Genomic DNA, 16254 nt, shown 5'->3' with positions numbered 1-16254 from the left:
GCTCGCGTGCGATGCCCCACAGCGTCATGGCCGGGCTTGTCCCGGCCATCCACGCCTTTCCCACGGCACGAAGAACGTGGATGCCCGGGACAAGCCCGGGCATGACGAGTTTGTGGCCCCGGCTGTGCCGAACCACTGTGATATGAGGCTCTGATATCTCGCCGCGCACTCCGCCCTCATCCTGAGGGCCCGCCGTAGGCGGGCGTCTCGAAGGATAGCCGCAGGCGAGCTTCCGATCTGCGCAGCGCGCCGATCGTTCACGCTGCCGTGCTGCGCGGGGTCTCCGCCGTTTCCCTTTTTTCCGGCTCCTTGTCGCGAGACAGCCATGCCGGGAAGCGAAGCAGGCGATCGTTGCCGTCTTTTGGCGGCTCGATGGGCGGTGCTTCATTGGCCGAACGCGGGAGGTCCAGCACGGCCTGCCCTGCCCGCACCGCATCCGCGCGCTGATCCAGTTCGCGCATCAGGGGATCGAGCACGCTGTCGATTTCGGTCGCCACCGACACGATGAAACTGTTGAGCTCGCGAGCCTCGGGCACAACGGCCGAGGCCGACTCGATCGCCCTGGAGAGACCGTCGACGACCGGTGCGAACGCGCCGGCGGCTTGTTTGATTCGCGTTCTTATCGCTTCGATCTCGGCCAAGACGCGATCACGCTCCCGCCTGGTCTTCTCTTCCGAAAGGCGGGCTTCGATTTCGGCGATCTGAGCCGTGAGAGTCGTGGCTTCGGATGCGAGTGCATCGCGGCGCAGGCGCGCACGATCGAGATCGCGACTGAGATTGTCCACTAGATCGTCCTTCCCGAACATGGCTTTGCTCCGTAGGACAGCCGTGACGCGAACCGCCAGCCGGTTAAGCGAACCAAAGGCTGGATCGGCCGAAAAAGGCATCAACTTCGGTCGCGTCATATGGGCCGACATGGTGACCCCCACCGTCCTCATTAGGCGACGACATGGTTAACAGGTGGTTAATGTCAACAGATGATGGGGCAATGAGGCACCATGCCGCCGATGCCGACTTCGTCTCCTCGCTGCCATCCATTTTCGCTATACTCGCCCCGGTAGCATCACCGGGAGGGGCATACCGTGGAGCACGACGACCAGCACAAACCCAAAACCGAGCCGAAAAACCTCGTCATCTGCTGTGACGGCACCGGCAACGAGATCTCGGAGAACATCTCCAACGTCCTGAAGCTCTATCGCTGCCTGCGCAAGACCGACAAGACGAAGCCGCGGCAGATGGTGTTTTACGATCCGGGCGTCGGCACGGTGACGGAGCCTTCGACGTGGCACCGGCTCAAGGCCAACGTCAATCTGGTGCTGGGGCTCGCCACCGGCTACGGGCTCGATGACAACGTGCTGTCAGCCTATTGCTTCCTGGTCGAGCATTACGCGCCGGGCGACCGCATCTACCTGTTCGGCTTCTCGCGCGGCGCCTACACCGTGCGGGTGCTGGCGGGGCTGATCCACAAGATCGGGCTGATCTCGCCGGAGCAGGCGAACCTCGCGGGCTCGGGCCTCGTCGCCTACAAGCAATATTCCGGCACCGGGCGCGGCAACGACATCGAGGACCTCAAGGATGTCGCCTTCGACGAGAGCGGGCCGCTGCCGAAGGACGAATTCGACCTCGCCGCCCAGTTCGCGCGCATCACCTCGACGCGCTGGCCGACCATCCACTTCATCGGCGTCTGGGACACGGTGGCGAGCGTGATCGTGCCGCGGCGCGACAATTTCTTCTTCGTATTCAGCCTGGAGGAGCTCGCCTTCACGCTGCGCAATCCGAGCGTAAAAATCTTCCGGCAGGCGATCGCGATCGACGAGCGGCGCTGCATGTTCCGCCTCAAGGCGTACAAGGAGCCGCAGGAATATTGGAGTAACCGCTATGTGCCCGACGAGAAGAAGGTGCCGCAGGACATCATGCAGGTGTGGTTCGCCGGCGTTCATTGCGACGTCGGCGGCGGCTATCCGGAAGCCGAGAGCGGCGAGTCCAAATATCCGCTGATCTGGATGATCGAGGAAGCGGCGAAGGCCGGGCTGAACTTCAACCCGCGCACCGTGAACCAGCTCGCCTGGGGCATCCAGCGCAAGAACTCGCCGTTCCAGTATGTCGAGCCTGCCTACACCGGCAAGGTGGGCGAGCTGCACAATTCGATGACGGCGCTCTGGCGCGTGCTGGAATTTGTGCCGAAGAGCGCAAAGTACAAGGAATGGCCGCAGCGAAAGGTTTTTCTGGGCTTCTACATCCCCGATTGCGAGCCGCGCGTGATCCCCGAAGGCGCCCATGTGCACGAGAGCGTGCTGAAGCGGATGGCGGTGGAGCCGGGCTACCGGCCGGTGAACTTGCCGAGGGATTATGTGACCGTGCCGATGCCGGTGCGGCCGCATGCTGAAGCCGCTCCGGACTCGCTGCCACCCTCCCCTGAAGGGGGAGGGTCGGCTCATATTGAGCACAGCGAAATATGAGACGGGGTGGGGTGAAGGTCTCTCCACCTCCAACAGTGCCCGTGTTGAGAGATCACCCCACCCCGCTCGCGCTACGCGCGATCGACCCACGAGCGAGCTTCGCTCGTCTCGGACCCCTCCAGGGGAGGGTGGGCATCCCGCTACCGGCGTTTTCTCCGTTCGCTGCTACTTTTCATTAAAATTCTCGGGCCGCCCTTAGTCGGATCGCATCAACTCTTTTCCATCATGCCTCCCAAGACCACCCGCGCCGTCCGCGGAATTGGAGGAGAGTGCCAATGCATCCGCGCCGACATGCCCGCGTGAAACCGTCCGGGCTGGTATCCCGCCAGGCCAAGATCATCACTGACCCGCGCGCGCCGGTGATTCCCTGCACGCTGATCGACTACTCGCCCGGCGGCGCCTGCGTCGATCTCGGCGGGCAGGTGAATATCCCCGACAGGTTCGAGCTGCTCCACGTCAACACCAAGAAGCGCTGCCGCATCGCCTGGAAGCGCGGCTCGCGGATCGGCGTGGTGTTTTAGGGGGACGCTCTCTCCGTAACTGAATAATTCCGCCGAGCACTCCGCTCTTCCCCCTCCCCCTTGCGGGGGAGGGTTGGGGAGAGGGGTGGCCCGGCAATAGGTGTTAGCTGCGTGCGAGGTGATGCAACACAGGCGCGCTTCATTCGATAGCGCGTGCCGTGTGGCTACCCCTCTCCCAAGCCCTCCCCCGCAAGGGGGGAGGGAACGCAGCGGTGATGCGGCACGACCTTTTTCCAACAGCTGTCGTAGCTACGCCCGCATCCTGGCTTTCGTGCCGGCGACGATCTGCATGGCGACGCCGGCGATCCAGCCGAACAAAGCGAGCCAGGTCCACGCCAGGTGCGGCTCGAGGCGGAGCACGATGACGCCGACGGAGGCGAGCGCGGTGAGCGTGGCGCAGAGCGTGCCGGCGGCGCTGAGGAATTCCGCGGCGTCGATCGCGCTGTGGGCGTCGTCGAAGGGCAGCTGCGGCGTGTCGATGCCGAGATAGAAGCCGACGAAGCCGAGCAGCATCATCAGCAGCAGGAAGCCCTGCGTGGTCAGCGGGGCGATCGAAGATCCCACATAGGCGCCGACGAACAGCCCGCACGCCGCGCCTGCCATCGCGAGGCCCACGCGCTCGAAAACGTGGGCAGTCTTGCGAACACGAAACCGCATGGCGGGCCTCCCTGAGGAGTTGGGTGCGCGGGAGGGTAGGCCAGTTTTGCGGTGCGTGGAAGGTGAGGAGAGTTACGGATGCGTGAGGGCGCGGGATAGTGAGGGCACGATCGCCCGCGCTGCCCCCACCGCTGTCGCCCCGGACAAGCGAAGCACAGATCCGGGATCACCACAGGGAGAGATTTGGCGAAGACTTTAAGTTGTGCAGTGGCAACTCATACCGCGCATCATCGTGAGATCACGCGGTATGGCAGCGCCCTCTCGCGCCCTACCTTGCCCCGAACGTGGTCTTGCCGAACAGCGCCTTTTGCGTCGACGGCTGCGAGCGCCAGTATTGCGGCGGGGCTTCGACTTCGCCGCCGAGTTCGGCCGCGGCGTGCCAGCCCCAGCGGGGATCGTAGAGCAAGCTGCGGCCGAGCGCGACCATGTCGGCCTTGCCGGATGCCACGATCTCCTCGGCGTGTTTGGCTTCGGTGATCAGGCCGACGGCGATGGTGGGCAATCCGGTCTCGCGCTTGATGGCCTCGGCAAACTGCACCTGATAGCCGGGGCCGAGCGGGATCTTCTGCAGCGGCGAGACGCCGCCGGAGGAGGCATCGATCCAGTCGACGCCGCGCGCCTTCAGCGCGTTTGCGAACGTGATGGTCTGCGCCAGGTCCCAGCCGCCCTCGACCCAGTCGGTCGACGACACCCGCATGCCGACCGGCTTGTCGTGCGGGAAGACCGCGCGCACCGCGTCGTAGATCTCGAGCGGAAAGCGCATGCGGTTTTCGAGCGAACCGCCATATTCGTCGGTGCGCCTGTTGGAGATCGGCGACAGGAACTGATGCATGAGATAGCCGTGCGCGCCGTGCAGCTCGATCGCGTCGATGCCGAGCCGGGCAGCGCGCTTGGCGCTGTCGACGAAGGCCTCGCGGATGCGCTTCAGGCCGGCGGCATCGAGCGCCAGCGGCGCGGCCTCGCCTTCCTTGTGCGGCAGCGCCGACGGCGCCACCGTCTGCCAGCCGCCTTCACTCTGCGGAATGAGCTGGCCGCCGTCCCAAGGCCGCGCGCTGGAGGCCTTGCGGCCGGCATGGGCGAGCTGCATCGCGACGGCCGTGGTGGAATGCTTGCGCACGGAGGAGAGGATCTGCTTCAGCGCGGCTTCGCAGGCGTCGCTGTAGAGCCCGAGACAGCCCGGCGTGATGCGGCCGATCGCCTCCACATGGGTCGCCTCGATGCAGAACATCGACGCGCCCGACAGCGCGAGGTTGTTGATATGGGTGAAGTGCCAGTCGGTGGCGACGCCGTCGTCGGCCGAATACTGGCACATCGGCGACACCACGACGCGGTTCTTCAGCGTCAGGCCGCGCAGCTTGATCGGGGAAAACAGGGCGCTCATGCGGGGAGTTCCGGGGGATGGAGGAATGGAAGCGATTGCATGAAGTTTAGTAGCCCTACGGCGAATTGCCAGCTGCGCGGCGGACATGCCCGCCCGCGGCGCCATGCATTGCGCGCGTCATATGATCACAAGGCGGAGATAACCCTCGGCCGCTTGCCAGGAACTCCACTGTCATCCCGGGGCACGCGAAGCGCGAGCCCGGGATCCATAACCACGGGATTGGGTTTTACGAAGATCGACAACAGCTGGTCTTCGCCAAACGTCTCTCTCCCTGTGCCTATGGGTCCCGGGCTCGCGCTTCGCGCGCCCCGGGACGACGATCGAATTTGAGGCCCCTACTCCAGCTCCTCGAACCTGCCCGGCACGGGCTTGCCCATGCGGATGCGGCCGTCGGGCAACAGCTCGCCGTCGGCTTCGGCCGAGAACTGGATCGTGTTGCCGCCGCCGTCGCGCTTGCTGACCTTGCCGAGCGGGCCGAGCTTGTCGGCAAGCGCGGTGTCGTCGAGCACGAACACGCGGTACTCGGTGAGGTGAAAGCGGCGCGGCGCCTGCCATGTCAGCGCGGGCACGGATGTGCGCATGTCGCCGTCGGTCTTGATGTCGACGCTGCGGCCGGTCACGTCGCGGAACAGATCCGGCCCGGCGACCAGCCGCGCGCGGCCGCCGTCGATGGCGTAGAGATTCAGCGTGACGATATGGCGCTCGCTGCGGAACGAGACCGCGACGGTGCGTGAGTCCTGCGACCAGGCGGCGTGGAAGGCATCCGGCGCCGAGTCCAGAATGTTGTCGTCGTTGACATTGTCGAGCGTCATCAGCCGGCGATGGCCGGGCTCGGCCATCAGGTAGATGCGAAAGCCTTCGCTTCCAGACTCGCCGCCGCCATGGGCTGCGACCGACAGCTTCCCATTCGGCGCGCGGCCGCCCTGGATGATGGCGTATTCGTTCTTTCCGTACCGGTGCTCGGCCGTGGCGAAGGCCGGCGACAGCGCGGCGAGCGTGAAAATGAGGGCGAGGGCGAGGATGGCGCGGCAGGGCATGACGGTTTGTCGGAGAAGGGCGGGCGGACGTTCACTCCACCAGCGTGAACTGCAGCAGCAGCGTGCGCTGGAGCATCGAGAAATTGTCGTCCGACACCAGCGTCAGCACGGTCTCACCCTCGGGCGTGACGTGGGCGTCGATGCCTTCCATGTTGTCGACCTCGTGGCCGAGATCGGCGGCGAACAGCGCAGGGCCGTCGACCAGCGCGTTGGGCGCGATGGATTTCAGGGGGATCGACCGGATGCGGATGTTGATGCCAGTGAACCAGGAGAATTTGCGTTCGAGGATGAGAAGCTCGCCGGACGGCAGCAGCACGGCATCGCTGATGTCGAATTTTTCGGTGCGGCGGACGCTGAACTGGCCGGGCGACGGACCGCCGATCAGGAACGCGACCAGATTGCCGTCGGCGTCCAGTCCGCGTTCGGAGAAGGCGATCAGGGTGCCTGCCAGCGGCTGGCCTTTCGGCACGACGACCATCGCTTCGAGCCCCTTGTTGGAGGGCAGCTTCCGCACGGCGGGCGGCGTCGGCAACACCTCGCCGCGGGCGCGCGTGCCGCCTTTCGCGAAATCGAAGCGCAGGACCTGGTTGACGCGCTCGAGCCCGACGTAAACGACATTGCCGTCGCGCGCGAGCGACTCGGTGTCGTACCAGAACCGCCTCTCCGTGATCGGCCGGCCCTCGGAATTGAGCATCGGGGACGCCTCGACATCGTCGAGCCCGATCATCTTGCCGCCGGAATAGCGGATGCTGCCGGTGAACCAGCCGCCCTGGTCGGAGATCGCGAGGAAGCGCTCGCCCTTCGCATCGAGCCGGATGCCGGACAGGCCACCGAAGCCGCGATAGGGCGAAGTCAGCACCAGGCCGCTGCGATATTGCAGCTGACCGAAGCGCACGCGCGAGCGGTCGCGCGGCTCGAAATTGGGAATCGGCCGCGCGTTCACCTCGACGCTGACAGCCTCGGTGACGGCGTGCTCGATCTGCGCGGTGCGCGGCGGCGGCTCGGTCGTCGGCTGCGCCTGCGCCAGTCGGGAGAGTGCGAGAGTGGAAAATCCCGCCGCCGCGTGGCCAAGAAAGCTGCGGCGGGACGATTGCGTGCTCACGAATGCAGTTTGCGTCGCGGGCGACCGGCCTGATGCGTGGGCGCGGTATTGGTCTCGCTGAACAGTTCGGCGAGCTTCTCGGTGATGGCACCGCCGAGCTCTTCGGCATCCACGATCGTTACCGCGCGGCGATAGTAGCGCGTCACGTCATGGCCGATGCCGATCGCGATCAGCTCGACCGGCGAGCGGGTCTCGATCTCCTCGATGATGTGGCGCAGGTGCCGCTCGAGATAGTTGCCGGGATTGACCGACAGCGTGGAATCGTCGACCGGCGCACCGTCGGAGATCATCATCAGGATCTTGCGCTGCTCGGGCCGGCCGAGCAGGCGCTTGTGCGCCCAGTCCAGCGCCTCGCCGTCGATGTTCTCCTTCAGCAGACCCTCGCGCATCATCAGGCCCAGATTCTTCCGCGCGCGGCGCCAGGGGGCGTCGGCGGACTTGTAGATGATGTGGCGGAGATCGTTGAGGCGGCCGGGATTGGCCGGCTTGCCGGCGGCAAGCCACGCCTCGCGCGATTGCCCGCCCTTCCAGGCGCGCGTGGTGAAGCCGAGGATCTCGACCTTGACGCCGCAACGCTCCAGCGTGCGCGCCAGGATGTCGGCGCAGGTCGCGGCGACCGTGATCGGGCGGCCGCGCATCGAGCCGGAATTGTCGAGCAGCAGCGTCACCACGGTGTCGCGGAACGTCGCCTCCTTCTCGTGCATGAAGGACAGCGGGTGATAGGGATCGGTCACCACGCGCGACAGCCGCGCCGGATCCAGAATGCCCTCTTCGAGGTCGAAGTCCCAAGCGCGGTTCTGCTGCGCCATCAAGCGTCTCTGAAGGCGGTTGGCGAGGCGCGCGACGATGCCCTGCAGATGCGCGAGCTGCTTGTCGAGATAGGCGCGCAGGCGCTCCAGCTCGTCATGGTCGCAGAGGTCTTCGGCCGCGATGACCTCGTCGAATTTCGGCGCGAAGGCGTGATATTCCGGCCCGCGCGGCTCGTTCTTGCCGTGAGCGTTCGGACGCGTCGCCTCGCCCGGCGTCTCGTCGTCGCCGAGTTCGCCGTCGTCGAACGTGTCGGAGGTCGAGGCCTGCGCGCTTTCCATCGCGCTCTCGCTCATCTCCTCGCTGGAGGCCTGCGCCTGGTCGGCGCTCATCTCCTGCGCGGCATCGGAATCGGGCGAGCCTTCGGCGCCGGACTGGTCGTTGTCGCCGTCGCGGTTTTCCTCGTCGTCGTCGTTGTCTTCGCTGTCGGCGCTGCGCTCGTCGCCGAGCTCGAGCGCGGTCAGCAGGTCATGCACGGCGTCGCCGAACCTGGTCTGGTCCTCGACCAGGCCATCGAGCCGGTCGAGCCGCTTGCCGATCTTGTCCTCGAGAATGGGCCGCCAGAGATCGACCATCTTCTTCGCCGCCGTGGGCGGCGCCATGCCGGTCAGGCGCTCGCGCACCAGCATCGCCAGCGCATCCGCCAGCGGCGCATCGGCACGGTCGGTGATTTCGTCGAACTTGCCGCGATGGAAATGGTCGTCGAGCATCGCGCTGAGGTTTTTCGCAACGCCCGCCATGCGGCGCGCGCCGATCGCCTCGACGCGGGCCTGCTCGACCGCCTCGAACACGCCGCGCGCCTGCGGATTGCCGGGCATCAGCTTGCGATGCAGCTTTGCATCGTGACAGGCGATCTTGAGCGCGATGGAATCGGCGTGGCCGCGCACGATCGCAGCGTCACGCTTGGTCATCTTGCGCGCGGGCTCGGGCAGCCGCGCTTTGCCCGGCGCCAGACCAGGGCGCTCGGCAGCAAAACTGACCTCGAGCTCCGGCGACTTCGCGATCGCCTTCAGGCAGGAGGCCACCGAGCGCTTGAACGGCTCGGTCGGGGCTTCCTTGGTGTTACGGAATTTGGAGTTGGATGATGATGTGCTCATAGCGACTTCGTAAACGAGTGGCGCGTCACGCCGCCGGGATAGCCCTTGAGGGTGCCGAACTCCTCGTACCCGCAGGAACGATAGAAGCCCGGCGCCTGGAAACTCATCGTGTCGACATGGGCCTGGATCGCGCCCTGCCGTCTTGCCTCGTCCTCGATCGCCGCGATCAGCTTCGTGCCAAGACCCTTGCCGCGCTGCTTCTGGTCGATCCAGAAGTACTGGATGAACAGAACCGTGGCCCACAGGTGTCCGACGATGCCGCCGACGATCTTGCCGCGGTCTTTCAGCGAGACCGCGATGCTCCTGACCTTCTGCTTCCCGAACTGCTCGTCGTTATAGGCGCCGAGCCCGGCGAGCACAGCCTTCTTGGTGGTCCCAATGGTGCGCTCGACGGTGATGTTTGGCATGGTCTAGCTGAGCGCCACGTTGACCGCCGATTCCGGCAGCTCCGCGTTGAAGCAGCGCTGGTAGAACTCGGCGACCAGGGGACGCTCGAGCTCGTCGCACTTGTTGAGGAAGGTGACCCGGAACGCGAAGCCGATATCGCCGAAGATATCGGCGTTCTCGGCCCAGGTGATCACCGTGCGCGGGCTCATCACCGTCGACAGATCGCCATTGGCGAAGGCGTTACGGGTGAGATCGGCAAGGCGGACCATCTTGTTGACGATGTCGCGGCCTTCCTGCGTGCGATAGTGCTTGGCCTTGGCCAGCACGATCTCCACTTCCTCGTCATGGGCGAGATAGTTCAGCGTGGTGACGATCGACCAGCGGTCCATCTGGCCCTGGTTGATCTGCTGGGTGCCGTGATAGAGGCCCGAGGTGTCGCCGAGGCCGACCGTGTTGGCGGTCGAGAACATGCGGAAGGCCGGATGCGGCTTGATCACCTTGTTCTGGTCGAGCAGCGTCAGGCGTCCGGAGACTTCCAGCACGCGCTGGATCACGAACATCACGTCGGGGCGGCCGGCGTCGTATTCGTCGAACACCAGCGCGATGTTGTGCTGGAGCGCCCAGGGCAGGATGCCGTCGCGGAATTCGGTGACCTGCTTGCCGTCGCGGACCACGATGGAGTCCTTGCCGACGAGGTCGATACGGCTGATGTGGCTGTCGAGGTTGACGCGCACGCAGGGCCAGTTCAGGCGGGCAGCGACCTGCTCGATATGGGTGGATTTGCCGGTGCCGTGATAGCCGGTCACCATCACGCGGCGGTTGCGGGCAAAGCCGGCGAGAATGGCAAGCGTGGTGGCACGGTCGAAGCGGTAATCAGAATCGACTTCGGGCACATGAGGATCGACTTCGGAATAGGCCGGGACTTCAAGATCGCTATCGATCCCGAACACCTGGCGCACCGACACCTTCATGTCGGGCAGACCGGAAATTTCCTCAACTTTGGACAGAGCGGCGGTCGTCATCAATCCTCCGAGGCCCCGGGCGATCCCGAGACCAGTTATTTGCACGTTGGCTGCGGCTGGGTGCGGTTGCGAACTTATCAGAGACAACGTGCCGGCAGAAGCCCGCGCCCCAATCAAAGTTCCATTGTCTTTTCATTTAGATAGGCAAGGAACGCGATTTTTGGAGGGCTGCCTTGCGAATCACGCTCAAATTTCAAGCGGGCCAGCGGCCCTGCCCGCGCGAATGGCACTTTTACCGCGTGCACCTACTTATGTAGGGTCCGAACCCCGGTGCTCCAGCCCCCCACGAAAGACGACGTGACGTCCTTTCTCGATCCCCTCATATCCTTCGTTTCAGCCCATGTGTGGCTGGCCTATCTGACCCTGTTCCTGGCGGCGCTGCTCGAAGCCGTTCCGGTGGTGGGATCGGTGATCCCCGGCTCGACCATCATTCTGGCGCTGAGCGCGCTGGTTCCAGGCGGGGAATTGAAGCTGCAATGGGTGCTGCTGGCGGCGGCAATCGGCGCCGTGCTGGGCGACGGCTCGGCCTACTGGATCGGGCACCGGCGGCAGCGCGAAATCCTCAACACCTGGCCGCTGACCAACTATCCGCGCGTGGTTGCCGAGAGCGAAAGCTTCTTCCACCGCTTCGGCACCTGGGCCGTGTTCTTCGCCCGTTTCGTACCGCCGATCCGCGCCTTCGTGCCCGTCACCGCCGGCGCGCTGGGGATGACCCCCGCGAAGTTTTATGCCGTGAATATCCCGGCGATCCTGGTCTGGGCCCCCGCGCATGTGCTGCCGGGCGTGCTGGCGGTATCGGCCTTCCACCAATATTTCGGCGTGCCGCACCATGGGCATCCGTTCAAGCACATCTGGATCTTGATGGTGGTGGCCGTGGCGATCATCGGCGGCCTTGGCATCTGGTACTACCGCCGCCGGCAGAACGGCCTCGTCGCGACGTCCAAGCCGCGGGCTTAGTGCGCCGGTGTCGTCCCTGCCTAGTGCGCAATTGCGCACTAGGCAGGGACGACAGCGGAGGACGACGCGCTCGCAGAGAGATTTTAACTAGCCCTTCTTCCCGGCGCCGGTCCGACATAGCGCGCCCGCGGGCGGATCAGCTTGCCGAACTGCAATTGCTCGCTGGCGTGCGCGATCCAGCCGACGCTGCGGGCCATCGCGAACAGCGCGAGCTCGCTGCCTAAGGGCAGGCGCAGCGCGTGCACGAGGACGGCCAGTGCATAGTCGATGTTGACGAGCTCGCCGGTCGCCTCGACGATCCGCTCCGGCACTTCGCGCGTGAATTTGCGCGGCGCGCCGGCACGCGCCAGCGCGTTCAGCAGCGACTGCGCGCGGGGATCGCCGCGCTTGTAGACGCCGTGGCCGAAGCCGGCAAAGCGCTCACCCAAGGCGACGCGCTCGCGAACCATCGGGGCGACATCGCGATCGACCAGCGCCTTGACGAGCTGCGAGGCCAGCACGCCGGCGCCGCCATGCTTCGGCCCTTTCAACGCGGCGAGGCCGGCGATGACGGAGTCATAGAGGTTGAGGCCGGTCGATGCCGCACAGCGCGCGGTGAAGGTCGAGGCGTTCAATTCGTGATCGGCGAGCAGCACCAGCGCGCGGCGGATGAGGTCGGGCGCGTGCTTGTTGTCGGGCGCCCAGGCCTTCGCGATCTGCTGGTGCAGCGGCTCGGACGACGGCTCGGCGTTGAGCATGGTCGCAACCAGGAGCCGGACAATGCGCCCGCCGACCATCGCGCGGCCGTCGGGCGCGCGGGTGAAGGCACGCGCGTCCGCGCTGGTCGCGAGCGCCAGCACTGCGATGGCACGGTCGATCGGCGCGGCGCGGCGCGCGGCCTCTGCGATCGCGCGCATCTCGTCGGATATCTGGGGCTGATTGTCCGGCGTGAAGGGATCGACGTCGGAGACGTCCCACAGCAGCGTCGCCGTGTGCTCCAGCGTATCGTTCTCGGCGAGATCGACGCAATTGACGCCGCGGTAGATCGCGCCCTCCTCGGTGATGGTCGAGATCTCCGTGTCCATGACAGGCAGGTCGGCATCGAAGCTGCGCAGGCCGCGCGGCTCCGGCGACGGCACCCGGCGCTCCTTGAGCGCGCGGACGTCCTCCGCCCGATAGCGGTTCTTGCGCGAATCCGGCGTCGGCTCGGAGCGGATCAGGCCGCGGCTGACATAGGCGTAGAGCGTGGCCGGCGAGATCGCGAGCTCGGCGGCAGCTTCCCGGGCCGACAGATAGAGTTCCTCGGAATTATTCATATTGATTTATGTAATCAAGATTGATCAATCTGTCGAGAGGCCTGATTTTCTCCTGGTGCAGTGCAAAGGAGATTGGGTCATGAACATCCACCTCACCAAAAGCCAGATCGGGCTGGACGGCGTTCCCGCGGCCGAGACCGTGCTGAGCCATGTCGACGGCGAGCGCGGCGAGTTGATCATCGCCGGCGAGCATGTCGGCACCCTCGCAAGCCAGTCGAGCTTCGAGGGCGTCACCGCCCGGCTCTGGAACGGCGCGAGCAAGACCACGCTGAGCGAAGCCAATGTGCGGGCGAGCCTGGGCGCGGCGCGCGAGCGTGCGTTCGCGCGTTTGCCGGAGCTGTTGCCGGCGACACGCGGCATGAGCATCGTCGACGAGTTCCGCGCGGCGGTCGCGGGCCTGCGCGCGGAAAACGGGCTGGAACATGAGGCGACGATCGTCGGCGCGTTTCCGGTGATCGCAGGCGCGCTGGTCCGTCGCGCCAAGGGATTGGAGCTGCTCGCGCCCGATCCGAATGCGAGCCATGCCGCCGATACGCTGCGGATGCTGCGTGGCGCCTCACCGAAGCCGCGTGAGGTCGCGGCGCTGGACGCCTATCTCGTCACGGTCTGCGACCACGGCATGAACGCTTCGACCTTCACGACGCGCGTGGTGGCCTCGACGCAGGCCGATCTGTTTGCCGCCGTCACCGCCGGATACTGCGCGCTGACCGGCCCCTTGCACGGCGGCGCGCCGGAGCCGGTGCTGGAAATGCTCGATGCGATCGGCTCCAGCGAACGCATCAAGCCATGGGTCGATGCGGCCCTCGCCCGCGGCGAGCGGCTGATGGGCTTTGGCCATCGCGTCTATCGCGTGCGCGATCCGCGCGCCGACGTGCTCAAGGCCGCGATCAGGCGGCTTTCGGCGGATGGCGCCGACCTGCCCTTTGCCGGCGAGGTCGAGGCCTATATCCGCAGCGCGCTGCGCAAGAAGAATCCTGACCGGCCGCTGGAGACGAACGTGGAGTTCTTCACGGCGATTCTGCTCGATGCCCTCGCCATTCCACGCCAGGCCTTCACGCCGATCTTCGCAGTGGCGCGTGCAGCGGGGTGGACCGCCCATGCGCGCGAGCAACAGCGGACGGGGCGGTTGATCCGGCCGAGTTCGTCATATGTGGGGGAAATGCCGAAGGCTTCCGGCGAATAGAGCACAAGGGCACGACAGCCGGGCCGTTCACTGCGCTGTCGTGCCTCGCCCGGACGAACAATGACACGGCAGAGCCGTCGCGCGAGATCGTGATTGCGGGAACGCGCGCACGGTCCGGGCGACGAACTTGGAACATCTCCGGGTCTGGGGACTTAACTGTGAGCCCCCTCGGATCAAGATTCCAATGCTGGACCTGTTTGGACAAGCGGACGAGGCCAGGATCGGCGAGATCGCCGCCGGCTATGCCGCCAACCGGACCGAGGCCGGCACGGATTCTGAAAGACGATTCCGCGACTTGCTGCAGGCTCTGCCTGCCGCGATCTACACAACCGACGCGGAAGGCTGCATCACCTTCTTCAATCGCGCCTGCATCGATTTTGCCGGACGCATGCCGAAGATCGGCGAGATGTGGTGCGTGACCTGGAAGCTCTATCTGCCCGACGGCACGGCGCTTCCCCACGATGAATGCCCGATGGCAATCGCGCTCAAGCAGAACCGGCCAGTGCGCGACGTCGAGGCCGTGGCCGAGCGGCCGGACGGCTCCCGGATCTGCTTCATGCCATATCCGACGCCGCTGCGCGACGAACGGGGGCGTTTGGTTGGTGCGGTGAACATGCTGGTCGACATCACGGCTCGCAAGGAGGCCGAGCAGAGGATGATGCTCCTCACCTCCGAGGTCGATCACCGTTCCAACAACCTGCTCGCGGTGGCTCAGGCGATGCTGCGGCTGACGAAGGCGGATACCGCGGAAGAGTTCCAGACCGTGTTTGCAGGCCGGCTCAGCGCGCTTGCCAACGTGCAGAGGCTGTTCTCGGCTTCGCGTTGGACCGGCGCGAATCTGAAGACCATCGTCGAAGAGGAACTCCGGCCGTACGCAAGCCGGGACGGCGAGCGGATCAGGATCGCGGGAGACGACGTCCGCCTGCCGCCCACGCTGGCCCAGTCGATCGCCGTCGCGCTGCATGAGCTCGCCACCAACGCCGCCAAGTATGGCGCGCTGTCGAGGCCTTCGGGCAGGCTGGAGATCAGCTGGGAGACCAATGGTGCAGAGCCTCTCGTGCTGCACTGGTCGGAGAGCGGCGGTCCTCGGGTCAACGAGGCGCCGACGCGCAAGGGCTTTGGAATCGGCGCGGTCGACGGCATCATCCGGACCTTGCGCGGAACCATTACCCGACAGTGGAGGCCGGAAGGACTGGTTTGCGAACTGTCCTTCCCGGAAGGCGTAGCCTAGGCCTCGCGGACCACCGTCTTCAGATAATTGTAGGCCTTGATGATCTCGATCAGGCGGTCTTCGGTCGACCGGTCGCCACCGTTGGCGTCAGGGTGATGCTGCTTGACCAGCGCCTTGTACTTGCTCTTGACGTCGGCGAGCGTGGAATCGGGGCCGAGGCCCATGACCTGGAGCGCCTTGCGCTCGGCGTTCATCACCTTGCGCGTCTCGGCCTTGGGCTCGGCCTGCGGACCCTTCCGCCAGCCCGCACGGCCGTTGATCTCACTGAACATGCTGAACGGATCGGACGCCATGTCGATCTCGGCTTCCGCACCCTTCTTGCCGCCATTGGCGCCCATCTTCCAGGTCGGGCGGTGACCGGTCAGCGCATCCTTCTGGTAGCGCGCGACGGCATCGGCATTCATGCCGGAGAAGAAATTGTAGTTCTGGTTGTACTCGCGCACGTGGTTCAAGCAGAAGTGCCAGTACTCGCGCTGGTTCTCGCGGCCCTTCGGCGCACGGTGCGCGCCCTTGTTCTGACACCCGGCCCATTCGCAATTGACCACGGCGTCGCGCGGCTTCACTTCCGGCTGCTTGCCTTTCGGCTTGACCCGGATGGAGTCGAAGAACTTTGATGAATCGATCGGCATGACTGACTTTGACTACGCAATGCAAAAACCTTCAAGTCTTGACATTGCAATTAGCTGGGAACCCGCAGCCGAAGTTTCACTCCGGCGTCTTCGAGGTACGGCCGCCGCAGGCGGCCTATGCAATTGACGGAGTGCGGCTGCGCGCTTTAATGGCACTCATGGTTATGAAAGACACTATCAGCAACAAGTTGAAGGAAGCTTTCACGCCGGAAAGCCTGCAGGTCGTCGACGAGTCACATTTGCATGAGGGCCACGCCGGCCATCGGCCGAGCGGCGAAACACATTTTCGCGTTTATATTGTGTCTCAGGCCTTCAAAGGGAAGAGCCGGGTCGATCGCCACCGCATGATAAATTCGGCGCTGGCCGCGGAACTTGCCGGCAGCGTGCACGCGCTCGCGATCCACGCGCAGGCACCGGGGGAAGGTTGATCTTCGCTTACCCTCCCCTGGAGGGGGAGGGTCGGCTCATATTGAGCGCAGCGAAATTTGA

Annotated in this window: 16 protein-coding genes; 6 read left to right on the top strand and 10 right to left on the bottom strand. The window is 65.3% G+C overall.

Annotated features, from left to right (window positions below):
* Positions 1–257: 257 nt before the first annotated feature.
* On the bottom strand, positions 258–806 hold the full coding sequence (locus tag ACVJ5M_RS06440; RefSeq protein ID WP_225005617.1) for a nucleotide exchange factor GrpE: 549 nt from the start codon (positions 804–806) through the stop codon (positions 258–260).
* A gap of 276 nt (positions 807–1082) precedes the next feature.
* On the opposite strand from ACVJ5M_RS06440, the gene ACVJ5M_RS06435 reads away from it, so the two are divergent.
* A complete protein-coding gene (locus ACVJ5M_RS06435; RefSeq protein WP_063980636.1) occupies positions 1083–2459 on the top strand; it encodes a DUF2235 domain-containing protein in 1377 nt (458 codons plus the stop codon).
* A gap of 275 nt (positions 2460–2734) precedes the next feature.
* Positions 2735–2980, top strand: coding sequence for a PilZ domain-containing protein (locus tag ACVJ5M_RS06430; protein WP_028149457.1), 246 nt, complete (start codon positions 2735–2737; stop codon positions 2978–2980).
* A 249-nt stretch (positions 2981–3229) separates the two neighbouring features.
* Here ACVJ5M_RS06430 and ACVJ5M_RS06425 read toward each other — a convergent pair whose 3' ends face one another.
* The 7 genes from ACVJ5M_RS06425 to cobS all read right to left on the bottom strand — a co-directional run bounded on the left by ACVJ5M_RS06425 (position 3230) and on the right by cobS (position 10470).
* Positions 3230–3637 carry a hypothetical protein gene (locus ACVJ5M_RS06425; protein ID WP_063980635.1) on the bottom strand — a complete coding sequence of 136 codons (408 nt, stop codon included), beginning with the start codon at positions 3635–3637 and terminating at the stop codon, positions 3230–3232.
* A 268-nt stretch (positions 3638–3905) separates the two neighbouring features.
* Positions 3906–5018 (bottom strand): NADH:flavin oxidoreductase/NADH oxidase, encoded by a 1113-nt coding sequence (locus tag ACVJ5M_RS06420; protein ID WP_063980634.1) that lies wholly within the window; start codon positions 5016–5018, stop codon positions 3906–3908.
* 335 nt (positions 5019–5353) lie between these two features.
* A complete protein-coding gene (locus tag ACVJ5M_RS06415; protein ID WP_063980633.1) occupies positions 5354–6055 on the bottom strand; it encodes a hypothetical protein in 702 nt (233 codons plus the stop codon).
* A gap of 31 nt (positions 6056–6086) precedes the next feature.
* Positions 6087–7157: an esterase-like activity of phytase family protein gene (locus ACVJ5M_RS06410; protein WP_063980632.1), complete on the bottom strand. Its 1071-nt coding sequence runs from the start codon at positions 7155–7157 to the stop codon at positions 6087–6089.
* Positions 7154–9061 carry a cobaltochelatase subunit CobT gene (gene cobT / locus ACVJ5M_RS06405; protein ID WP_014490393.1) on the bottom strand — a complete coding sequence of 636 codons (1908 nt, stop codon included), beginning with the start codon at positions 9059–9061 and terminating at the stop codon, positions 7154–7156. The genes ACVJ5M_RS06410 and cobT overlap by 4 nt, the downstream gene beginning before the upstream one ends.
* Positions 9058–9468, bottom strand: a complete 411-nt coding sequence (locus ACVJ5M_RS06400) for a GNAT family N-acetyltransferase (RefSeq protein ID WP_028149462.1) — start codon at positions 9466–9468, stop codon at positions 9058–9060. The genes cobT and ACVJ5M_RS06400 overlap by 4 nt, the downstream gene beginning before the upstream one ends.
* Before the next feature lie 3 nt (positions 9469–9471).
* Complete coding sequence (gene cobS, locus ACVJ5M_RS06395; protein WP_063980631.1) at positions 9472–10470, bottom strand: cobaltochelatase subunit CobS; 999 nt, start codon at positions 10468–10470, stop codon at positions 9472–9474.
* Between the two features lie 297 nt (positions 10471–10767).
* Here cobS and ACVJ5M_RS06390 point away from each other — a divergent pair, with 297 nt between their 5' ends.
* Positions 10768–11427 (top strand): DedA family protein, encoded by a 660-nt coding sequence (locus tag ACVJ5M_RS06390; protein ID WP_063986024.1) that lies wholly within the window; start codon positions 10768–10770, stop codon positions 11425–11427.
* Between the two features lie 83 nt (positions 11428–11510).
* Here ACVJ5M_RS06390 and ACVJ5M_RS06385 read toward each other — a convergent pair whose 3' ends face one another.
* Complete coding sequence (locus ACVJ5M_RS06385; RefSeq protein ID WP_063980630.1) at positions 11511–12722, bottom strand: citrate synthase family protein; 1212 nt, start codon at positions 12720–12722, stop codon at positions 11511–11513.
* Between the two features lie 79 nt (positions 12723–12801).
* Between ACVJ5M_RS06385 and ACVJ5M_RS06380 the strand changes: the two genes are divergently transcribed.
* Complete coding sequence (locus tag ACVJ5M_RS06380; RefSeq protein ID WP_063980629.1) at positions 12802–13905, top strand: citrate synthase/methylcitrate synthase; 1104 nt, start codon at positions 12802–12804, stop codon at positions 13903–13905.
* Positions 13906–14089: 184 nt separating this feature from the next.
* Complete coding sequence (locus ACVJ5M_RS06375; protein WP_063980628.1) at positions 14090–15136, top strand: sensor histidine kinase; 1047 nt, start codon at positions 14090–14092, stop codon at positions 15134–15136.
* Here the strand turns inward: ACVJ5M_RS06375 and ACVJ5M_RS06370 are convergent.
* Positions 15133–15765, bottom strand: coding sequence for a J domain-containing protein (locus ACVJ5M_RS06370; RefSeq protein ID WP_014490400.1), 633 nt, complete (start codon positions 15763–15765; stop codon positions 15133–15135). The genes ACVJ5M_RS06375 and ACVJ5M_RS06370 overlap by 4 nt on opposite strands.
* Before the next feature lie 158 nt (positions 15766–15923).
* Here ACVJ5M_RS06370 and ACVJ5M_RS06365 point away from each other — a divergent pair, with 158 nt between their 5' ends.
* Positions 15924–16193, top strand: coding sequence for a BolA family protein (locus tag ACVJ5M_RS06365; protein ID WP_063986023.1), 270 nt, complete (start codon positions 15924–15926; stop codon positions 16191–16193).
* Positions 16194–16254: the final 61 nt, after the last annotated feature.

Source organism: Bradyrhizobium sp. S3.7.6 (assembly GCF_054061875.1).
The sequence above is the reverse complement of the archived record's forward strand: the minus strand, read 5'-3'. Positions and strand labels throughout refer to the sequence as shown.